This window comes from Candidatus Nanopelagicales bacterium (genome assembly GCA_041393815.1).
GTDB lineage: Bacteria > Actinomycetota > Actinomycetes > S36-B12 > JAWKJK01 > JAWKJK01.
This window is the reverse complement of record JAWKJK010000004.1, coordinates 319,060-340,709: the sequence shown is the minus strand read 5'-3', so window position 1 is coordinate 340,709 and position 21,650 is coordinate 319,060. Positions and strand designations below refer to the sequence as shown.

General features: G+C 71.6%; 16 protein-coding genes, 1 tRNA gene and 1 pseudogene. 17 read left to right on the top strand and 1 reads right to left on the bottom strand.

Annotation, left to right across the window (positions count from 1 at the left end):
• From R2737_13960 to R2737_13950, 3 genes are all read left to right on the top strand, one after another.
• On the top strand, positions 1–429 hold the full coding sequence (locus R2737_13960; GenBank protein ID MEZ5117365.1) for a MaoC family dehydratase: 429 nt from the start codon (positions 1–3) through the stop codon (positions 427–429).
• A complete protein-coding gene (locus tag R2737_13955; GenBank protein MEZ5117364.1) occupies positions 430–1,488 on the top strand; it encodes a UDP-N-acetylmuramate dehydrogenase in 1,059 nt (352 codons plus the stop codon).
• Positions 1,489–1,647: 159 nt separating this feature from the next.
• A complete protein-coding gene (locus R2737_13950) occupies positions 1,648–2,064 on the top strand; it encodes a hypothetical protein (GenBank protein MEZ5117363.1) in 417 nt (138 codons plus the stop codon).
• Between the two features lie 36 nt (positions 2,065–2,100).
• Here the strand turns inward: R2737_13950 and R2737_13945 are convergent, their stop codons facing one another.
• Complete coding sequence (locus R2737_13945; GenBank protein MEZ5117362.1) at positions 2,101–3,321, bottom strand: pyridoxal phosphate-dependent aminotransferase; 1,221 nt, start codon at positions 3,319–3,321, stop codon at positions 2,101–2,103.
• Positions 3,322–3,505: 184 nt separating this feature from the next.
• Here R2737_13945 and R2737_13940 point away from each other — a divergent pair.
• The 14 genes and pseudogenes from R2737_13940 (at position 3,506) to tuf (ending at position 21,649) form a co-directional block, all read left to right on the top strand.
• Positions 3,506–3,579 (top strand) — tRNA-Trp (locus R2737_13940).
• Positions 3,580–3,726: 147 nt separating this feature from the next.
• On the top strand, positions 3,727–3,993 hold the full coding sequence (gene secE, locus R2737_13935; GenBank protein MEZ5117361.1) for a preprotein translocase subunit SecE: 267 nt from the start codon (positions 3,727–3,729) through the stop codon (positions 3,991–3,993).
• Positions 3,994–4,047: 54 nt separating this feature from the next.
• The gene (nusG, locus tag R2737_13930; GenBank protein MEZ5117360.1) at positions 4,048–5,091 is read left to right on the top strand and encodes a transcription termination/antitermination protein NusG; all 1,044 of its coding nucleotides are present in this window, start codon (positions 4,048–4,050) and stop codon (positions 5,089–5,091) included.
• A 69-nt stretch (positions 5,092–5,160) separates the two neighbouring features.
• Positions 5,161–5,592, top strand: a complete 432-nt coding sequence (gene rplK, locus R2737_13925) for a 50S ribosomal protein L11 (GenBank protein MEZ5117359.1) — start codon at positions 5,161–5,163, stop codon at positions 5,590–5,592.
• Positions 5,593–5,744: 152 nt separating this feature from the next.
• The gene (gene rplA / locus R2737_13920) at positions 5,745–6,464 is read left to right on the top strand and encodes a 50S ribosomal protein L1 (protein MEZ5117358.1); all 720 of its coding nucleotides are present in this window, start codon (positions 5,745–5,747) and stop codon (positions 6,462–6,464) included.
• 420 nt (positions 6,465–6,884) lie between these two features.
• A pseudogene (gene rplJ, locus R2737_13915) lies at positions 6,885–7,397 on the top strand (50S ribosomal protein L10).
• Positions 7,398–7,676: 279 nt separating this feature from the next.
• Positions 7,677–8,072 (top strand): 50S ribosomal protein L7/L12, encoded by a 396-nt coding sequence (rplL, locus tag R2737_13910; GenBank protein MEZ5117357.1) that lies wholly within the window; start codon positions 7,677–7,679, stop codon positions 8,070–8,072.
• A 636-nt stretch (positions 8,073–8,708) separates the two neighbouring features.
• A complete protein-coding gene (gene rpoB / locus R2737_13905; GenBank protein ID MEZ5117356.1) occupies positions 8,709–12,143 on the top strand; it encodes a DNA-directed RNA polymerase subunit beta in 3,435 nt (1,144 codons plus the stop codon).
• An 85-nt stretch (positions 12,144–12,228) separates the two neighbouring features.
• Positions 12,229–16,104: a DNA-directed RNA polymerase subunit beta' gene (locus R2737_13900; protein MEZ5117355.1), complete on the top strand. Its 3,876-nt coding sequence runs from the start codon at positions 12,229–12,231 to the stop codon at positions 16,102–16,104.
• A 174-nt stretch (positions 16,105–16,278) separates the two neighbouring features.
• Positions 16,279–16,980, top strand: coding sequence for a DUF4190 domain-containing protein (locus R2737_13895; protein MEZ5117354.1), 702 nt, complete (start codon positions 16,279–16,281; stop codon positions 16,978–16,980).
• A gap of 390 nt (positions 16,981–17,370) precedes the next feature.
• Positions 17,371–17,745, top strand: a complete 375-nt coding sequence (gene rpsL / locus R2737_13890) for a 30S ribosomal protein S12 (protein ID MEZ5117353.1) — start codon at positions 17,371–17,373, stop codon at positions 17,743–17,745.
• Positions 17,745–18,215, top strand: a complete 471-nt coding sequence (gene rpsG, locus R2737_13885) for a 30S ribosomal protein S7 (GenBank protein ID MEZ5117352.1) — start codon at positions 17,745–17,747, stop codon at positions 18,213–18,215. The genes rpsL and rpsG overlap by 1 nt, the downstream gene beginning before the upstream one ends.
• Before the next feature lie 51 nt (positions 18,216–18,266).
• Complete coding sequence (gene fusA / locus R2737_13880) at positions 18,267–20,366, top strand: elongation factor G (GenBank protein ID MEZ5117351.1); 2,100 nt, start codon at positions 18,267–18,269, stop codon at positions 20,364–20,366.
• Positions 20,367–20,455: 89 nt separating this feature from the next.
• Positions 20,456–21,649 (top strand): elongation factor Tu, encoded by a 1,194-nt coding sequence (tuf, locus tag R2737_13875; protein MEZ5117350.1) that lies wholly within the window; start codon positions 20,456–20,458, stop codon positions 21,647–21,649.
• Position 21,650: the final 1 nt, after the last annotated feature.

Genomic DNA, 21,650 nt, shown 5'->3' with positions numbered 1-21,650 from the left:
GTGGCCGCCAGCGTCACGTACGACTCCGTCGAGGTCGGCACCGAGCTGCCGTCGCGGTCCTTCCCCGTGCAGCGCATCAACCTGGTCATGTACGCCGGGGCCAGCGGCGACTTCAACGTCATCCACTGGAACGAGCGGATCGCCAAGTCCGTCGGCCTGCCGGACGTGATCGCGCACGGCATGTTCACCATGGCGCAGGCCGGTCGCGTGGTCACCGACTGGGTCGGGGACCCCGGCGCGGTGGTCGAGTACGGCGTGCGCTTCACCCGGCCCGTGGTCGTCCCGGACGACGACGCCGGGGCCGTGATCGAGGTGTCCGCGACGGTGGCCGAGAAGCTGCCGGACAACCTGGTCCGCGTCGCCCTGACCGCCACCAGCGCCGGTCAGACCGTGCTGGCCAAGGCCGCGGCCGTGGTGCGGCTGGCCTGAGTGGCCCGCACCTCGTACGCCGTGCCCCTGGCCGGGCTGACCACGCTGCGGCTCGGCGGCCCGGCCCGCCGGCTGGTCGAGGTCGACACCGAGGCCGACCTGGTCGAGGTGGTCTCCGCCGCCGACGCCGCCGGTGAGCCGGTGCTGGTCCTGGGCGACGGGTCCAACGTCGTGGTGTCCGACGACGGCGTCGACGGCACCGTCGTGGCGGTGCGCACCCGGGGTGTGCACGCGGAGGTCGACGGCTGCGCCGGCGCCTGGGTGACCGTGGCCGCGGGGGAGCCGTGGGACGACCTGGTGGCGCGGGCGGTCGCGGAGGAGTGGTCCGGGATCGAGGCCCTGGCGGGGATCCCGGGTCGCACCGGTGCCGCTCCGATCCAGAACGTCGGCGCCTACGGCCAGGAGGTCGCGGACACCCTGGCCCGGGTGCGCGTGCTGGACCGGGTCGAGCGCCGGGTGCGCATGCTCCCGCTGGCCGAGTGCGGCTTCGGCTACCGGTGGTCACGCTTCAAGGCCGAGCCGGGGCGGTTCGTGGTCCTGGAGGTCGCCCTGCAGCTGCGGCCGGGGTCGATGTCGGCCCCGGTGCGCTACGCCGAGCTCGCGGCCCGGCTCGGGGTGGGCCTGGGCGATCGGGCCCCGCTGGGCGAGGTGCGCGACGCGGTGCTGGCGCTGCGCCGGGGGAAGGGCATGGTGCTCGACCCCGACGACCACGACACCTGGAGCGCCGGCTCCTTCTTCACCAACCCCGTGCTCGACGCCGACGCCGCGGCCGCGCTGCCCGGCGACGCGCCCCGCTTCCCGGTCGCGGACGGCCGGGTCAAGACCAGCGCGGCCTGGCTGATCGACCGGGCCGGCCGCGGCCGGGGCTACGGCCTGGCCGGGCGGCCGGCGGCCGGGGTGTCGGACAAGCACGCCCTCGCGCTGACCAACCGCGGGGGCGCGAGCACCGCGGACCTGCTCGCCCTGGCCGCCGACGTCCGGGCCGAGGTGGCCCGTCGCTTCGGCGTGGTGCTGGAGCCCGAACCGGTGCTGGTGGGGTGCGACCTCGGCCCGCTGTGATCGAGCGCCAGGGTCTTTCGTCGTGCGCCGCAGGTCCCGGGACCCCGGGACCTGGGGAAGGGGCCGCAGGTCCCGGCCCACCGGGACGGCCGACCCTGACCGCGGCCCAGCCCGCGCGGGGACCCTGATCGGGATGCGCACGAGGCCCGGGGGTGGGACATGACGGAGCGGCTGTCGCTGGTGCTCGGCTCGGACGAGCCGGACCGGCTGCACGCCGCCGCCCAGCTGGTGGCGGGCGCCGCGGCGGCGGGCGTCGAGACCGACGTGCTGCTCGTGCACTCCGGCCTGGCGGCCTTCCTGAGCAGCGCGGTCGACGCCCCGGTGCCGGCGGTCGCCGGTGTCGGCGGGGGCCCCGGGGACCTGGTGACCCGCCGGCTCGCCGACCCGGACGTGCCGCGGTGGGCGGAGGTGCTGCGCGAGGCGCGCGAGATCGGCGTGGTGCACGTGCACGCCTGCAAGTCCAGCCTCGCGCTGCTCGACGCCAGCCTCGACGACCTCGACCCGATGGTCGACGACGCGGTCAGCGTGGCGACGTTCATGGCGCGCTACGACGGCGCGCACGCCATGTACGTCTGACCGGCGCCTCGTCGCGGGACGCCGGCCCGGTCCGCCCTAGTCCTGCGCCTCGGCCAGCAGGGCCCCGATCCGGCCCACGCCCTCGGCCAGGTCGTCGTCGCCGAGCGCGTACGACAGCCGTAGGTAGCCGGGGGTCCCGAACGCCTCCCCGGGCACGACCGCGACCTCGGCCTCGTCCAGGATCAGCGCCGCGAGGTCGGCGGACGACGCCGGTCGCCGGCCCCGGATCTCCCGGCCCAGCACCCCGCGCACCGAGGGGTAGGCGTAGAACGCCCCCTCCGGCATCGGGCAGGTGACCCCCGGGATCTCGTTGAGCAGCGACACGATGGTGAGCCGGCGCCGGTCGAACGCGACCCGCATCTCCTCGACCGCGGCCAGGTCCCCGCGGACCGCGGCCAGCGCGGCCACCTGGGACACGTTGGCCACGTTGGACGTGGCGTGCGACTGCAGGTTGGTCGCGGCCTTGACCACGTCCTGCGGGCCGATCATCCAGCCCACCCGCCAGCCGGTCATGGCGTACGTCTTCGCCACGCCGTTGACGACCACGCAGCGGTCGGCCAGCTCGGGCACCAGCACCGGCATGGAGGAGAACCGGGCGCTGCCGTAGACCAGGTGCTCGTAGATCTCGTCGGTGACCACCCAGATGCCGGCGTCGGCGGCCCAGCGGCCGATCGCCTCGACCTGCTCGGGCGGGTAGACCGCGCCGGTGGGGTTGGACGGGGAGACGAACACCAGCATGGTGGTCCGGGGGGTCCGGGCCGCCTCGAGCTGCTCCACCGTCGCCCGGTAGCCGGAGGACTCGTCGGTGGGGACCACCACGGGGACGCCGCCGGCCAGCGCGATCGACTCCGGGTAGGTGGTCCAGTACGGCGCCGGCAGCAGCACCTCGTCCCCGGGGTCCAGCAGCGCCGCGAAGGCGTTGTAGAGGGCCTGCTTGCCCCCGTTGGTGATGAGGACCTGCCCGGCCGACACCGAGTAGCCGCTGTCCCGGACGGTCTTGGCCGCCACCGCCTCCTTCAGCTCCGGCAGGCCGCCGGCGGGGGTGTAGCGGTGCCACTTCGGGTCGTGGCAGGCCGCGGCGGCGGCCTCGACGACGTAGTCCGGGGTGGGGAAGTCCGGCTCGCCGGCGCCGAACCCGATGACCGGTCGCCCGGCCGCCTTCAGCGCCTTGGCCTTGGCGTCGACCGCCAGCGTCGCGGATTCGGCGATCGCGCCGATCCGGCGGGAGATGCGGGGGGCGGGTGCGGCGTCGGTCATGGGGGCATCCTGGCAGGGGCGACCCGCCCCGGTCACGGCAGATCCGCGGCCTCGGATCCACGGCCCCGGATCCACCGGCCCGGACGGGATTGGACCCTCGCCGAGGTGGCCCCGTACACTCGGCCTCTCGGTGGATCGTCACCCCGGCGGCAGCCTGCCCGCCGCCGGACGCGCGACCCACCGGAGGGCCGTAGCTCAATTGGTCAGAGTCCCGGTCTCCAAAACCGGTGGTTGGGGGTTCGAGTCCCTCCGGCCCTGCACTGCGCACGACCGCTCCCGACCCCGGGGGCACCCCGTCCCCGCGACGGCAGCACCACCCGCACGCACGACCCAGCACGCACGACCCAGCACGACCGACGACCGCAGCAGACCCGACGCGCCGCGGCGCGACGGACCGGAGGACACGTGAGCGACACCGGCACCACCAGGCCCGACCGCGGTGGTTCCTCGGGCTCGTCCGGCAGCGGCTCGAAGGACCTGTCGTTCTTCCAGCGGATCGCGCTGTTCCTGCGCCAGGTCGTGGCCGAGCTGCGCAAGGTCATCTGGCCCACGCGCAAGGAGCTCATCACCTACACCTGGGTCGTGATCGTGTTCGTGCTGGCGATGGCCGGGATCGTGGCGCTGCTCGACTACGGGTTCACCCGGGGCGTGCTCGCCATCTTCGGCGGCTGACCCGCCCGACCCCGCACCCCGACCCGACCGACCCCGCGAGGAGACCAGACACCCGTGTCCGACGTGACGCCTTCGCCCGACGACGTGCCCGCGACCGACGACCTGCCGGCCGCCGACGCGGCGCTCGACGTCGAGGCCGCCGCGGTGGACGACCTGGCCGAGGCCGTGGCCGTGGCCGAGGTGGCGGAGGTCGCCGAGGCGCTGGGCGTGGACGACGCGGTGGACGCGGCGGAGGCGGCGCTGACCGACCTGGCCGTCGCCGAGGAGGCGCACGCCGAGGCGGAGGCCGCGCTGGCGGACGGGGACCTGGAGTCCGCGATCGACCACGAGGTGGTCGCCGCCCACGCCGAGGCCGCGGCGGAGTCGCTGGCGGCACAGGCGGCCGAGGAGGTCGTCGAGGAGGTCGTGGCCGAGGCCGTCGCCGAAGAGATCGTGGCCGAGGCCGTGGCCGAGGAGATCGTGGCCGAGGAGATCGTGGCCGAGGCCGAGGAGGACGTCGACCCGGTCGTCGCCTTCCGGGACGCGATGCGGCTGGCGCCGGGCGACTGGTACGTCGTGCACTCCTACGCCGGCTACGAGAACAAGGTGAAGACCAACCTCGAGTCGCGGATCACCTCGCTCAACATGGAGGACTACATCTTCCAGGTGGAGGTCCCGATGGAGGAGGTGACGGAGATCAAGGCCGGTCAGCGCAAGCAGGTCCGGCGCAACAAGTTCCCCGGCTACGTCCTCGTCCGGATGGACCTCACCGACGAGTCGTGGGGCGCCGTGCGCCACACCCCCGGGGTGACCGGCTTCGTCGGCCACGGCCACCAGCCGTCGCCGCTGTCGCTGGACGAGGTCACCGCGATCCTCGCGCCGGAGCCGGAGAAGAAGGTCGGGGTGGCCGCGGCCGGTCCGACCGGGGCGCCCGCCGAGGTCGTGGAGGTGGACTTCAACGTCGGCGACTCCGTCACCGTCGTGGACGGTCCGTTCGCCACGCTGCACGCGACGATCTCCGAGATCAACATCGAGGCGCAGAAGGTGACCGGCCTGGTCGAGATCTTCGGCCGGGAGACGCCGGTCGAGCTCGCGTTCAACCAGATCCAGAAGAACTAGCGCCCCACCCACAGACCCCCCGCGGGCCGACGCCCGCGGGATGCACCACCACCGACGAAGGACCCGACAATGCCCCCCAAGAAGAAGGTCGCCGGCCTGATCAAGCTCCAGATCCAGGCTGGCCAGGCCAACCCGGCCCCTCCGGTCGGCCCGGCCCTCGGCCAGCACGGCGTCAACATCATGGAGTTCTGCAAGGCCTACAACGCGGCCACCGAGGGTCAGCGCGGCCAGGTCATCCCGGTCGAGATCACGGTGTACGAGGACCGCTCGTTCACCTTCACGCTGAAGACCCCGCCCGCGGCCAAGCTCATCCTCAAGGCCGCCGGCCTGGAGAAGGGCTCCGGCGTCCCGCACAAGACCAAGGTCGGGTCGATCACCCGCGCCCAGGTCCGCGAGATCGCCGAGACCAAGATGCCCGACCTCAACGCCAACGACGTGGACGCCGCGATGAAGATCATCGAGGGCACCGCGCGCCAGATGGGCGTGACCGTCACCGAGTGACGCCTCGCCCGGGGGTGCGGCGACGCTACGCGCCGACGCACCACCGCAACGCCCCGACCGGGGCGTCCCCCGGCCGACCGGATCCCCGGCGGCCGGCCCCCGTGGGAGGGCCCGCTTCGGCCCGCACACCACACCTGCGAAGGAGCAGCACGATGAAGCGCAGCAAGGCCTACCGCACCGCGGACCAGGGCATCGACCACGACGCCCTGTACTCACCGCTGGAGGCGGCCCGCCTGGTCAAGGAGCAGGCGACCACCAAGTTCGACCCCACCGTCGAGGTCGCCATGCGGCTCGGCGTCGACCCCCGCAAGGCCGACCAGATGGTCCGCGGCACGGTCAACCTCCCGCACGGCACCGGCAAGACCGCCCGGGTCCTGGTCTTCGCCGCCGGCGAGAAGGCCGAGGAGGCGCGCGCCGCGGGGGCCGACTTCGTCGGCTCCGACGACATGATCGAGAAGGTCGCCGGCGGCTGGACCGACTTCGACGCGGCCGTGGCCACCCCCGACCTCATGGGCAAGGTGGGTCGGCTGGGCAAGGTGCTCGGTCCCCGCGGCCTGATGCCCAACCCCAAGACCGGCACCGTGACCATGGACGTCACGAAGGCGGTCGAGGACATCAAGGGCGGCAAGATCGAGTTCCGGGTCGACAAGCACGCGAACCTGCACTTCGTCATCGGCAAGGCCTCCTTCCCGGTGGAGTCGCTGGTGGAGAACTACGTCGCGGCGATGGACGAGGTCATGCGGCTCAAGCCGTCCGCGGCCAAGGGTCGCTACATCAAGAAGGCGACGATGACGTCGACGATGGGCCCCGGCATCCCGCTGGACCCCAACCGCACCCGCAACCTGCTGGCCGACGAGGCCGTCGAGGCCTGACCGACCCCGGTCGTGCACCGTGGGCCCCGAGCGCGATTCGCGCTCGGGGCCCACGGTTGTCTGGGGCGCAGCTGTCCGGGGGCGCAGCTGTCCGGGGGCGCAGCTGTCCGGGGGCGCAGCTGTCCGGGGGCGCAGCTGTCCGGCGTCGCAGCTGTCCGGCGTCGCGGTCGTTCCGGGGCCCGGTCGGGCCCGAGGATTTGGCCGCGGGGGCGGGCCTCCCGTACCCTCCTGGCAGCCGAAGACCGCTGGTCGTCGCGCCCGGACCCCGGGTGCGGCCGAAGGTCCGCCCCGTGCGGACGTCCCGCGCAGGTGACCGGAGCAGCACGCAGCACGCGTGCCCCCACGCCCCGAGCGCCGCGCGCCGGGGCGTTCGTCGTGTCCGGACCCGGGACGACCGGCGGCGCGCGAGGAAGGAGTCCCATGGCGCGGGCTGACAAGGCGACCGCCGTCGCGGAGCTCACGGACGAGTTCCGTGGGTCCAGCGCGGCCGTCCTGACCGAGTACCGCGGTCTCACCGTGAGCCAGCTCAAGCAGCTGCGACGCTCGCTGGCGGGGAACGCGTCCTACGCCGTGGTGAAGAACACGCTGACCAAGATCGCCGCCAAGGAGGCGGGGGTCGAGGGCATCGACGACCTGCTCACCGGCCCGAGCGCGATCGCGTTCGTCACCGGCGACCCGGTGGAGGCCGCCAAGGGCCTGCGTGACTTCGCCAAGGCCAACCCCCTGCTGGTGATCAAGGGCGCGGTGATGGACGGCAAGGTCCTCACCCCGGCCGAGGTCAGCAAGCTGGCCGAGCTCGAGTCCCGCGAGGTGCTCCTCGCCAAGCTGGCGGGTGCGATGAAGGCCTCCATGGCCCAGGCCGCGAGCCTGTTCGTCGCCCCGCTGTCGCAGGCGGCGCGCACCATCGAGGCGCTGCGCGCGAAGGCCGAGCAGGACCCGTCGGTGATCGGCGGCGCGGGTGCGCCGGCGGCCGTCGACACCGCCCCCGCCGCGGCCGACGCCGCGGCGGAGGCCCCCGCCGCGGCCGATGCCGCGGAGGACACGACCACGGCGGAGGCTCCGGCCGACGCCGAGGCGACCGCCGAGGCGGCCGCCGACTCCGGCACCGACGCGCCCGCCGCGGCCGCGGAGGAGTCGGAGACCACCGAGGGCTGACGCCCGACCCGCTGCGTCCGGCCCTCGCCGGAGCCACGACCCGAAAGGAACGCCACCATGGCGAAGATGAGCACCGAGGAGCTGCTCGACGCGTTCAAGGAGATGACGCTGATCGAGCTGTCCGAGTTCGTGAAGGCCTTCGAGGAGACCTTCGAGGTCACCGCGGCCGCCCCGGTCGCCGTCGCGGCCGCCGCGCCGGCCGCCGCCGGCGGGGACGCCGGTGCCGCCGCCGCTGCCGAGCAGGACGAGTTCGACGTCATCCTCGAGGCCGCCGGCGACAACAAGATCCCGGTCATCAAGGAGGTGCGCACCCTGACCAGCCTGGGCCTGAAGGAGGCCAAGGACCTGGTCGAGGCCGCGCCGAAGCCGGTGCTGGAGAAGGTCAACAAGGAGACGGCCGACAAGGCCAAGGAGGCCCTCGAGGGCGCCGGCGCCAAGGTCACCATCAAGTGACCCGCGGCCGTCGACGACGGCCGCGCACGGTGCCGGCGGGACCGCCCGTCGGTCCCCCGCACTCCCGCCCGCAGGGGGCGGTCCGGTTCGCCGGACCGCCCCCTGCGGCGTTTGCCGGGCCTGTGGCCCCGGCTGCCCTGCGGCGTTGCCGGGCAGGGGCTCGGGCCATGGCCGGTGATCCGCCGGCCACGCTCCGCAGCCGACACGCCGCCGGAGTTGGGCACACGATCCGCTATGCGGATCGTGTGCCGTCTCGAGGGTGGGTCCTGACGCGCCGTGTCCGGGTCGTGACCTGCGGTCCTTGACGCGGGGCGCCGCTGCGGTCACCATCGTGGGGCGCACCACGCCCATGGGTGCCGTCCGGCCGACCGGCCGGCGGCGGCCCCGCGGGACGAGGACCGCGTCGCGAGGCCCCTCCGGCGGCTGTCTGCCGGGGTGAGTGCCCGGGCGCTGGTCGAGGTCCCGTGGATCGCCGCCCCGTGGGCCTAGACAGCGGCGTGCCCGAAGGGTATGCTGCCGCTTTGCGCTGCCCTCTGCCGCCCTTCCCAGGGTGTCGTTCGGCCTGCGCACCGGAGAGTCTGCGAGCCCTCGGAAGGACCCCTCTTGGCCGCCTCGCGCACGACCGCCAGCACGCCCATGCCGCCCGGTCTCCACCGGGTCTCCTTCGCCAAGATCCGCGAGCCGCTGGAGGTCCCCGACCTCCTCGCGCTGCAGACCGACAGCTTCGACTGGCTGCTCGGCAACGCGCGCTGGCAGGCCCGGGTCGCCGCCGCCTCGGACACCGGCCGCAACGCGGTGCCGACCACGTCGGGCCTGGAGGAGATCTTCGAGGAGATCAGCCCGATCGAGGACTTCTCGGGGACCATGTCGCTGTCCTTCAGCGCCCCGGAGTTCTACGAGCCGAAATACACCGTCGAGCAGTGCCGGGAGAAGGACTTCACCTACTCCGCGCCGCTGTTCGTCACGGCCGAGTTCATGAACAACGAGACCGGCGAGATCAAGTCGCAGACGGTCTTCATGGGCGACTTCCCGCTCATGACCGACAAGGGCACCTTCATCATCAACGGCACCGAGCGGGTCGTGGTGTCCCAGCTGGTGCGGTCCCCGGGCGTCTACTTCGAGCGCAGCGTGGACAAGACGTCCGACAAGGACGTCTACGTCGCCAAGATCATCCCCAGCCGGGGTGCCTGGCTGGAGTTCGAGGTCGACAAGAAGGACATGGTCGGCGTCCGCGTCGACCGCAAGCGCAAGCAGCCGGTGACCGTGCTGCTCAAGGCGCTGGGGATCACCGACGAGCAGATCCGCGAGCGGTTCGGCGGCTACGACTCCATGGTCCAGACCATGGAGAAGGACCACATCGCCACCCAGGACGAGGCGCTGCTCGACATCTACCGCAAGCTGCGCCCGGGCGAGCCGCCGACGGTCGAGAACGCCCGCACGCTGCTCGACAACTACTACTTCAACCCCAAGCGCTACGACCTGGCCAAGGTCGGCCGCTACAAGCTGGACAAGAAGCTCGGCCTGGACGAGCCCCTGAGTCAGAGCGTGCTCACCCTCGAGGACGTCCTCGCCACGATCGAGTACCTCGTCCGCCTGCACGCGGGCGAGACCAGCATGGTCGGCCCGCGCGGGGAGGTCGTCGTCGAGACCGACGACATCGACCACTTCGGCAACCGGCGGCTGCGCACGGTCGGCGAGCTGATCCAGAACCAGATCCGCACCGGCCTGTCCCGGATGGAGCGGGTCGTGCGCGAGCGCATGACCACCCAGGACGTCGAGGCCATCACGCCGCAGACGCTGATCAACATCCGGCCGGTGGTCGCCTCCATCAAGGAGTTCTTCGGCACCAGCCAGCTGTCGCAGTTCATGGACCAGACCAACCCGCTGGCCGGGCTGACCCACAAGCGGCGGCTGTCCGCGCTCGGCCCGGGCGGCCTGTCCCGGGAGCGGGCCGGCTTCGAGGTCCGCGACGTGCACCCGTCCCACTACGGCCGGATGTGCCCGATCGAGACCCCCGAGGGCCCGAACATCGGCCTGATCGGCTCGCTGTCCACCTACGGCCGGGTCAACGCGTTCGGCTTCGTGGAGACGCCGTACCGCAAGGTCGTCAACGGCCGGGTCACCGACCAGATCGACTACCTGACCGCCGACGAGGAGGACCTGCACGTCATCGCGCAGGCCAACGCCCCGCTGGCCGCGGACGGCCACTTCGCCGAGGACCGGGTGCTGGTCCGGCGCAAGGGCGGCGAGGTCGACTACGTGCCGCCGTCCGAGGTCGACTACATGGACGTGTCGCCCCGCCAGATGGTGTCGGTCGCCACGGCGATGATCCCGTTCCTCGAGCACGACGACGCCAACCGGGCCCTGATGGGCTCGAACATGCAGCGCCAGGCCGTGCCGCTGCTGCGCTCGGAGGCCCCGCTGGTCGGCACCGGGATGGAGTTCCGCGCGGCGGTCGACGCCGGCGACGTCATCCTGGCCGAGAAGGCCGGCGTGGTGACCGAGGTCAGCGCCGACCACGTCCAGGTGCTCGACGACGAGGGCGGCAGCACCACCTACCGGGTGCAGAAGTTCCGCCGGTCCAACCAGGGCACCTCCTACAACCAGCGCCCGATCGTCGACGAGGGCCAGCGGGTCGAGGCCGGCCAGGTCATCGCCGACGGCCCGTGCACCGATCTCGGCGAGATGGCGCTGGGCAAGAACCTGCTGGTCGCGTTCATGCCCTGGGAGGGCCACAACTACGAGGACGCGATCATCCTCAGCCAGCGCCTGGTGCAGGACGACGTCCTGTCCTCGATCCACATCGAGGAGCACGAGGTCGACGCCCGCGACACCAAGCTGGGCCCGGAGGAGATCACCCGCGACATCCCCAACGTCGCCGACGAGGTCCTGGCCGACCTCGACGAGCGGGGCATCATCCGCATCGGCGCCGACGTGGTCCCCGGGGACGTCCTGGTCGGCAAGGTCACGCCCAAGGGCGAGACCGAGCTCACCCCCGAGGAGCGCCTGCTCCGCGCGATCTTCGGCGAGAAGGCGCGCGAGGTGCGCGACACGTCGCTGAAGGTCCCGCACGGCGAGTCCGGCAAGGTCATCGGCGTCCGGGTGTTCGACCGCGACGAGGGTGACGAGCTGCCCCCGGGCGTCAACCGGCTGGTCCGCGTCTACGTCGCCCAGAAGCGGAAGATCACCGAGGGCGACAAGCTCGCCGGCCGCCACGGCAACAAGGGCGTCATCGCCAAGATCCTGCCGGTCGAGGACATGCCGTTCCTGGAGGACGGCACCCCGGTCGACGTGGTCCTCAACCCGCTCGGCGTGCCGGGCCGGATGAACGTCGGCCAGGTGCTGGAGACCCACCTCGGGTGGGTCGCGGCATCCGGCTGGCAGGTCGACTCCGCCGACGGGCGGGCCACGCGGATGCCGGTCGACGCCCGGCAGGCCTCGCCCGGCACCCGGGTGGCGACGCCGGTGTTCGACGGCGCCCGCGAGGACGAGCTGTCCCTGCTGCTCGACTCCACCCTGCCCACGACCGACGGCGTCCAGCTCGTCGGCAACGACGGCAAGGCGCAGCTGCTCGACGGCCGTACGGGGGAGCCGTTCCCCGGGCGGGTGTCGGTCGGCTACATCTACATCCTCAAGCTGCTGCACCTGGTCGACGACAAGATCCACGCCCGGTCGACCGGCCCCTACTCGATGATCACGCAGCAGCCGCTGGGCGGTAAGGCCCAGTTCGGCGGCCAGCGGTTCGGCGAGATGGAGGTGTGGGCGCTGGAGGCGTACGGCGCCGCGTACGCGCTGCAGGAGCTGCTGACGATCAAGTCCGACGACGTGCTGGGCCGCGTCAAGGTCTACGAGGCCATCGTCAAGGGCGAGAACATCCCCGAGCCGGGTATCCCTGAGTCGTTCAAGGTGCTCGTCAAGGAGATGCAGTCCCTGTGCCTGAACGTCGAGGTGCTCAGTAGCGACGGCATGTCCATCGAGATGCGTGACACCGACGACGACGTCTTCCGCGCCGCGGAGGAGCTGGGGATCGACCTGTCCCGGCGGGAGCCGAGCAGCGTCGAAGAGGTCTGAGCACGTGGGCGGGGACCCGGCGAACCGCCGGGTCCCGGCCCCGCTCCGACACCGCTGACGACCGACAACGAACGAAGGACACCACGTGCTCGACGTCAACTTCTTCGACGAACTGCGCATCGGCCTGGCCACCGCGGACGACATCCGGGCCTGGTCGCACGGCGAGGTCAAGAAGCCGGAGACCATCAACTACCGCACCCTCAAGCCGGAGAAGGACGGGCTCTTCTGCGAGAAGATCTTCGGTCCCACCCGCGACTGGGAGTGCTACTGCGGCAAGTACAAGCGGGTCCGCTTCAAGGGCATCATCTGCGAGCGCTGCGGCGTCGAGGTCACCCGCGCCAAGGTGCGCCGGGAGCGGATGGGCCACATCGAGCTGGCCGCCCCGGTCACGCACATCTGGTACTTCAAGGGCGTCCCGAGCCGGCTGGGCTACCTGCTGGACCTCGCGCCCAAGGACCTCGAGAAGGTCATCTACTTCGCGGCCTACATGATCACCTGGGTCGACGAGGAGGGGCGCCACGAGGCGCTGCCCACGCTCGAGGCCGAGCTGTCGGTGGAGAAGCAGCAGATCGCCAACCGTCGTGACTCCGACGTCGAGGCGCGTCAGCAGAAGCTCGAGGCCGACCTGGCCGAGCTCGAGGCCGAGGGCGCCAAGAGCGACGCCCGGCGCAAGGTGCGGGAGTCCGCCGAGCGCGAGATGGCCGCGATCCGCCGCCGTGCCGACGCCGAGATCGACCGGCTCGACCGCGTCTTCGACCGGTTCCGGGGCCTGAAGGTCCAGGACCTCGAGGGCGACGAGGTGCTCTACCGCGAGATGCGCGACCGCTACGGCCGCTGGTTCAGCGGCGGCATGGGCGCGGCGGCGATCCAGAAGCGGCTGGAGACGTTCGACCTCGAGGCCGAGGCGGAGAAGCTGCGCGAGGTCGTGCGCACCGGCAAGGGCCAGCGCAAGACCCGCGCCCTGAAGCGGCTGAAGGTCGTGTCGGCGTTCCTCAACACCCGCAACTCCCCGATGGGGATGGTGCTGGACTGCGTCCCGGTCATCCCGCCGGACCTGCGCCCGATGGTGCAGCTCGACGGCGGCCGGTTCGCGACCTCCGACCTCAACGACCTGTACCGCCGGGTCATCAACCGCAACAACCGGCTCAAGCGCCTGCTCGACCTCGGCGCGCCCGAGATCATCGTCAACAACGAGAAGCGGATGCTGCAGGAGGCCGTCGACGCGCTGTTCGACAACGGCCGTCGCGGTCGTCCGGTCACCGGCCCGGGCAACCGGCCGCTGAAGTCGCTGTCGGACATGCTCAAGGGCAAGCAGGGCCGGTTCCGCCAGAACCTGCTCGGCAAGCGCGTCGACTACTCCGGCCGCTCGGTCATCGTGGTCGGCCCGCAGCTGCAGCTGCACCAGTGCGGCCTGCCCAAGCAGATGGCGTTGGAGCTGTTCAAGCCGTTCGTGATGAAGCGGCTGGTGGACCTCAACCACGCCCAGAACATCAAGTCCGCCAAGCGGATGGTCGAGCGCTCGCGCCCGGTCGTGTGGGACGTGCTCGAGGAGGTCATCGCCGAGCACCCGGTGCTGCTCAACCGGGCGCCGACGCTGCACCGGCTGGGCATCCAGGCGTTCGAGCCGCAGCTGATCGAGGGCAAGGCCATCCAGATCCACCCGCTGGTCTGCACCGCGTTCAACGCGGACTTCGACGGCGACCAGATGGCCGTGCACCTGCCGCTGTCGGCGGAGGCACAGGCCGAGGCCCGCATCCTCATGCTGTCCAGCAACAACATCCTGTCGCCGGCCAACGGTCGCCCGATCACGACGCCGACGCAGGACATGGTGCTGGGCATCTACCACCTGACCGCCGACCAGGCCGACGCCCTCGGCGAGGGCCGGGCGTTCGGGTCGCTGGCCGAGGCGCTGATGGCCTTCGACGGCAACGACCTGTCGCTGCAGGCGCCGGTCACGCTGCGGATCACCGGCACGGTGCCGCCGCTGGGCTTCGAGGCCCCCGAGGGCTGGCAGCCGGGGCAGCCGTTCCTGCTGCAGACCACGCTGGGCCGCGCCCTGTTCAACGAGGCGCTGCCCGAGGACTACCCGTACGTCAACGGCCCCGTCGACAAGAAGCGGCTCGGCGCCCTGGTCAACGACCTGGCCGAGCGCTACCCGAAGGTCGACGTGGCCTCGACGCTGGACAGCCTCAAGGCACTCGGCTTCCACTGGGCCACCCGCTCCGGCGTGACCATCGCGATCAGCGACGTGGTCACCCCGCCGAACAAGTCCGAGCTGCTCGGTGCCGCCGAGGAGAAGGCGGACAAGGTCCAGAAGCAGTACGAGCGGGGTCTGATCACCGACTCCGAGCGCCGGCAGGAGCTGATCGAGATCTGGACGCGGACCACCGACGAGGTGGCCCGGGCCATGCAGGACCACTTCCCGCGCACCAACCCGGTCTTCATGATGGTCGACTCCGGCGCCCGCGGTAACTTCATGCAGGTCCGGCAGATCGCCGGCATGCGCGGTCTGGTGGCCAACCCCAAGGGCGAGATCATCCCGCGGCCGATCAAGTCCAACTTCCGCGAGGGCCTGTCGGTGCTGGAGTACTTCATCTCCACCCACGGCGCCCGCAAGGGCCTGGCGGACACCGCGCTGCGGACCGCCGACTCCGGCTACCTCACCCGGCGGCTGGTGGACGTCTCCCAGGACGTGATCGTCCGGGAGATCGACTGCGGGACCGACCGCGGCCTGGAGATGCCGATCGGGGAGCGCGCGGCCGACGGCACGGTCGTGCCGCTGGACTCGCTCGACACCTCGGTGGCGTCCCGGGTGCTCGCCCGCGACGTCGTCGTCGACGGCGAGGTCGTCGGGACGGCGGGGGAGGACCTGTCGGTCACCCGGGTCGAGGAGCTCGTCCGCGCCGGCGCCGAGTCGGTGCGGGTCCGGTCGGTGCTCACCTGCGAGAGCAAGGTCAGCACCTGCGCCATGTGCTACGGCCGGTCGCTGGCCACCGGGAAGCTGGTCGACGTCGGCGAGGCCATCGGCATCATCGCGGCGCAGTCCATCGGTGAGCCCGGGACCCAGCTGACCATGCGGACGTTCCACACCGGCGGCGTCGCGGGTGAGGACATCACCCACGGCCTGCCCCGCGTGGTCGAGCTGTTCGAGGCGCGCACCCCCAAGGGCGTGGCCCCGATCAGCGAGGTCACCGGCCGGGTGCGGATCGAGGAGACCGACAAGGCCCGCAAGGTGGTCGTCGTCCCCGACGACGGTGCGGAGGAGGTGCCGCACACCGTCTCCAAGCGGTCGCGGCTGCTGGTCGAGGACGGCCAGCACGTCCAGGTCGGCGACCAGCTGGTCATCGGCGCGGTCGACCCCAAGCAGGTGCTGCGCATCCTCGGCCAGCGCCAGGTGCAGCTGCACCTGGTCGACCAGGTGCAGGAGGTCTACCGCTCGCAGGGCGTGTCGATCCACGACAAGCACATCGAGGTCATCGTCCGGCAGATGCTCAAGCGGGTGACGATCATCGACTCCGGCGACGCGGAGTTCCTCACCGGCGAGCTGGTCGAGCGGTCCATCTTCGAGGGCGAGAACCGGCGCGTGGTGGCCGAGGGCGGCAGCCCCGCCTCGGGCCGGCCCGAGCTCATGGGCATCACCAAGGCGTCGCTGGCGACCGAGTCGTGGCTGTCGGCGGCCTCCTTCCAGGAGACGACCCGGGTGCTCACCGACGCGGCGATCCACGCCAAGAGCGACCCCCTGCTCGGCCTGAAGGAGAACGTCATCCTGGGCAAGCTCATCCCGGCCGGCACCGGCCTGCCGGTCTACCGCAACATCCGGGTCGAGCCCACCGAGGAGGCCAAGGCCGCCATGTACGCGTCGTTCAGCGCGTACGACGACATGGACTACTCGGCCTTCGGCCCGTCCACCGGCACCGCCGTGCCGCTGGAGGAGTACGACATCGGCGGCTACTCGCGCTGACGCGGGTTCCCGCCACCGACGGGACCGTCCCCTTCGAAGGGGGCGGTCCCGTCGCCGTTCCCCGGAGGGTCCATGCGGCAGGATGGCGGCCGGCGGTCGGCACCGGCAGCGGACCCACGCGGCGGACACACCGGCAGCGCGGACACATCGGCAGCGCAGACACCGGGAGGCGCGATGAGCGGCCAGGACCCCCGACCGGAGGACCCGGCGCGGCCGGAGGAGTCCTGGGGTGAGCCGGGCGGAACGGGTCCGGGCGCCGCCGGCCCGGGCGGGACCGGCCCGGGCGGGACCGGTTCCGGGTGGGTCGACTCCCCGGACCTGTCCGCGACCTCCCCCTGGGGCCAGTCCCCGCCGGAGCCGCCGGGCACCCAGCCGACGGCCCCGCTGCCGCCGCCGGCCGGACCTGGTGGCTGGCCCCCGGCGGCGGGCCAGCCGCCGACCGGCTACGGCCGTCCCGGAGCGACCCCCTACCCGGGGGCGCCGGCGCCGTACCCCGGCACGGCGTACGACTACCCGCCGACCGGCTACCCGCCGACCGGCTACCCGCCGACCGGCTACCCGCCGACCGGTACGGGGTACCCGGGCGGCTACCCGTACCCGCCGGCCCCGCAGACCTCCAACGACGCGGTCGTCGCGCTGGTCCTGGCGATCCTGTCCTGGGTGGTCTGCCCGATCCTGCCGGCGATCATCGCGCTGGTGTACGCCGGGCGGGCGCAGCGGGAGATCGACGCCTCCGGCGGCCGGCTGGGCGGGGCGGGGATGGTGACCGCGGCCAAGATCGTGTCCTGGATCAACATCGGTCTGTACGCCGTCGTCGGCGTGGTCATGCTGGTCGCGGTCCTGATCCCGCTCCTGCTCGCCTCCACCACCGGCTGACCCGGCGCGTCCGGGCCCCGCGGGCCTGCCGGGCCCGCTAGGGTGCGGGCACCCGGGCCGGTCCACGGCCCGCGTTTTGACCTGGCTGGCGCCCGGCGGGTACCCTCGGTCCTCGTGCCTGGGACGCCCCGGGCCGCCGTGCGTGCCCCCGGGCGCGCCGGCCTCCTCCCCGCCGAGGTGATGGCGTCGAGGTCCGCCTGGACCGCGACACACCCGACCGCGGGGGTCGGAGAAACCAGGGCGCAACCGGGCAAACCGGACGGTTTGGTCCGCTCCCGCGCGGGGCATCCTGACCGCACGGACCCGCCCGAGCCCGCTCGGGAGCACGACCCCGCACGAGCCACAGGCACGAACCACCAGCCGAACACCCCGGACGATCACGGAGACGCGGTGCCCACGATCCAGCAGCTGGTCCGCAAGGGCCGCCAGGACAAGGTGTCCAAGAACAAGACCCCCGCGCTGAAGGGGAGCCCCCAGCGCCGCGGGGTGTGCACGCGCGTCTACACGACCACGCCCAAGAAGCCGAACTCGGCCCTGCGCAAGGTCGCCCGCGTCCGGCTGTCCTCGCAGATCGAGGTCACCGCCTACATCCCCGGCGTGGGCCACAACCTGCAGGAGCACTCGATCGTGCTGGTGCGCGGCGGCCGCGTGAAGGACCTCCCGGGCGTCCGCTACAAGATCATCCGTGGCGCGCTCGACACCCAGGGCGTGAAGAACCGCAAGCAGGCGCGGTCCCGCTACGGCGCGAAGAAGGAGAAGAGCTGATGCCGCGCAAGGGCCCCGCGGGCAAGCGGCCGATCGTGATCGACCCGGTCTACCACTCGCCGCTGGTCACGCAGCTGATCAACAAGGTGCTGCTGGACGGCAAGCGCTCCACCGCCGAGCGGATCGTCTACGGCGCCCTGGAGGGCTGCCGTGACAAGACCGGCACCGACCCGGTCGTGACGCTCAAGCGCGCGCTGGACAACGTCAAGCCGACCCTCGAGGTACGCAGCCGCCGCGTCGGCGGCGCGACCTACCAGGTCCCGGTCGAGGTCCGCGCCGGCCGCAGCACCACGCTGGCCCTGCGCTGGCTGGTGGGCTACTCCCGGCAGCGCCGCGAGAAGACCATGACCGAGCGGCTGATGAACGAGATCCTCGACGCCTCCAACGGCCTCGGCGCCAGCGTCAAGAAGCGCGAGGACACCCACAAGATGGCCGAGTCCAACAAGGCCTTCGCGCACTACCGCTGGTAAGCGCGCCCCCCGAGCCACCGCCCGCCCGCACGAGAAGGACGTAGAAGCACCGTGTCTACCGACACCGCCATCGACCTGGCCAAGACCCGCAACATCGGGATCATGGCCCATATCGACGCGGGCAAGACCACGACCACCGAGCGGATCCTGTTCTACACCGGGATCAACTACAAGATCGGTGAGGTCCACGACGGCGCCGCCACGATGGACTGGATGGAGCAGGAGCAGGAGCGCGGCATCACGATCACGTCGGCCGCGACGACCTGCCACTGGCACGGCTACCAGATCAACATCATCGACACCCCCGGCCACGTCGACTTCACCGTCGAGGTCGAGCGGTCGCTGCGCGTGCTCGACGGTGCGGTCGCGGTGTTCGACGGGGTGGCCGGCGTGGAGCCGCAGTCGGAGACGGTATGGCGCCAGGCCGACCGCTACGGCGTGCCCCGCATCTGCTTCGTCAACAAGCTGGACCGGGTCGGCGCGGAGTTCCACCGCTGCGTCGACATGATCGTCACCCGCCTCAACGCGGTTCCGCTGGTGCTGCAGATCCCGATCGGGGCCGAGGCCGACTTCCGCGGCGTCGTGGACCTGGTCGGCATGCGCGCGCTGGTGTGGCCCGGCGAGACCCAGAAGGGCGAGGACTACGTCGTCGAGGAGATCCCGGCGTCGCACGCCGAGGCCGCCCGAGACTGGCGCGACCGGCTGCTGGAGACCATCGCCGAGGCCGACGACGAGATGATGGAGAAGTACCTCGAGGGCATCGAGCCCACCGTCGAGGAGCTCAACGCGGCCATCCGGCGCGCGACCATCGCCGGCAAGCTCACCCCGGTCCTCACCGGCTCGGCGTTCAAGAACAAGGGCGTGCAGCCCATGCTCGACGCCGTCGTGGAGTACCTCCCCTCGCCGATGGACGTGTCCGCGGTCGAGGGCCACAAGCAGGGTGACGAGGAGGTCGTGATCACCCGCGAGCCCAGCGACGAGGCCCCCTTCGCCGCCCTCGCGTTCAAGATCATGAGCGACCCGCACCTGGGCAAGCTCACCTACATCCGCGTCTACTCCGGCATCCTCACCGCGGGCACGCAGGTGCTCAACGCGACCAAGGACCGCAAGGAGCGGATCGGCAAGATCTACCGGATGCACGCGAACAAGCGTGAGGAGATCTCGTCGGTGGGCGCCGGCCAGATCGTCGCGGTGATGGGCCTGAAGGACACCACCACCGGCGAGACGCTGTGCGACCCGGCCAACCCGGTCGTGCTGGAGTCGATGACTTTCCCGGCCCCGGTCATCCACGTGGCCATCGAGCCGAAGACCAAGAGCGACCAGGACAAGCTGGCCACCGCCATCCAGCGGCTGGCCGAGGAGGACCCCACCTTCCAGGTCCGCACCGACGAGGAGACCGGCCAGACGATCATCGCGGGCATGGGCGAGCTGCACCTGGAGGTGCTGGTCGACCGCATGCGCCGCGAGTTCAAGGTCGAGGCCAACGTCGGCAAGCCGCAGGTCGCCTACCGCGAGACGATCACCAAGGCCGTCGACAAGGTCGAGTACACCCACAAGAAGCAGACCGGTGGCTCCGGCCAGTTCGGCCGCGTCATCATCTCGGTCGAGCCGACCGGTGGCGGCGACGGCGGCTACGAGTTCGCCAACAAGGTGACCGGCGGCCGCATCCCGCGGGAGTACATCCCGTCGGTCGACGCGGGCTGCCAGGAGGCCATGGAGTACGGCGTGCTCGCCGGCTACCCGATGGTCGACGTCAAGGTCACCCTGCTCGACGGCGCCTACCACGACGTCGACTCCTCCGAGCTCGCCTTCAAGATCGCCGGCTCCATGGCGTTCAAGGAGGCGGCACGCCGGGCCGCCCCGGTCCTGCTCGAGCCGATGATGGCCGTGGAGGTCACCACGCCCGAGGACTTCATGGGCGACGTCATCGGCGACCTGAACTCCCGCCGCGGGCACATCCAGGCGATGGAGGAGCGGGCCGGTGCCCGGGTCGTGAAGGCCCTGGTGCCGCTGTCGGAGATGTTCGGCTACGTCGGCGACCTGCGCAGCAAGACGCAGGGCCGGGCCAGCTACTCCATGCAGTTCGACTCGTACGCCCAGGTGCCGCAGAACGTGGCCACCGAGATTATCGCGAAGGCTCGCGGCGAGTAGTCGCGGATCACAGCACCACCCCAACCACCAGACCCACCGATCCGCGACGTCGGACGGCGAAGCAGACGAGAACCCAGGAGGACCCTCCCGTGGCGAAGGCGAAGTTCGAGCGGACCAAGCCGCACGTCAACATCGGCACCATCGGTCACATCGACCACGGCAAGACGACGCTGACCGCGGCGATCACCAAGGTGCTGCACGACAAGTACCCGGACGTGAACCCGTTCACGCCGTTCGACATGATCGACAAGGCTCCCGAGGAGCGTCAGCGCGGCATCACGATCTCGATCGCGCACGTCGAGTACCAGACCGAGGCCCGTCACTACGCGCACGTCGACTGCCCCGGTCACGCCGACTACATCAAGAACATGATCACCGGTGCCGCGCAGATGGACGGCGCGATCCTGGTGGTCGCGGCGACCGACGGCCCGATGCCGCAGACCAAGGAGCACGTGCTCCTGGCCCGCCAGGTGGGCGTGCCGTCGATCGTGGTGGCGCTCAACAAGGCCGACATGGTCGACGACGAGGAGATCCTCGAGCTCGTCGAGCTGGAGGTCCGCGAGCTGCTGTCGACCTACGAGTTCCCCGGCGACGACATCCCGGTCGTGCGCGTCTCGGCGCTGAAGGCGCTCGAGGGCGACGACGCCTGGGCGGACTCGATCATGGAGCTCATGAACGCGGTCGACTCCTACATCCCGACCCCCGAGCGTGAGATCGACAAGCCGTTCCTCATGCCGATCGAGGACGTGTTCACCATCACCGGCCGCGGCACCGTGGTCACCGGCCGCATCGAGCGCGGTGTGGTCAAGGTGAACGAGGAGGTCGAGATCGTCGGCATCCGCCCGGAGTCGAGCAGGACCACCGTCACCGGCGTCGAGATGTTCCGCAAGCTGCTCGACGAGGGCCAGGCCGGTGAGAACGTCGGCCTGCTCCTGCGCGGCACCAAGCGCGACGACGTCGAGCGCGGCCAGGTCGTCTGCAAGCCGGGCTCGATCACCCCGCACACCGAGTTCGAGGCGCAGGTCTACATCCTGTCCAAGGACGAGGGCGGCCGGCACACGCCGTTCTTCAACAACTACCGCCCGCAGTTCTACTTCCGTACCACGGACGTGACCGGCGTCGTGACCCTCCCCGAGGGCAAGGACATGGTCATGCCGGGCGACAACACCGACATGAAGGTCGACATGATCCAGCCGATCGCGATGGAGGAGGGCCTGCGCTTCGCCATCCGCGAGGGCGGCCGCACCGTCGGCGCCGGTCGGGTCACGAAGATCATCAAGTAGC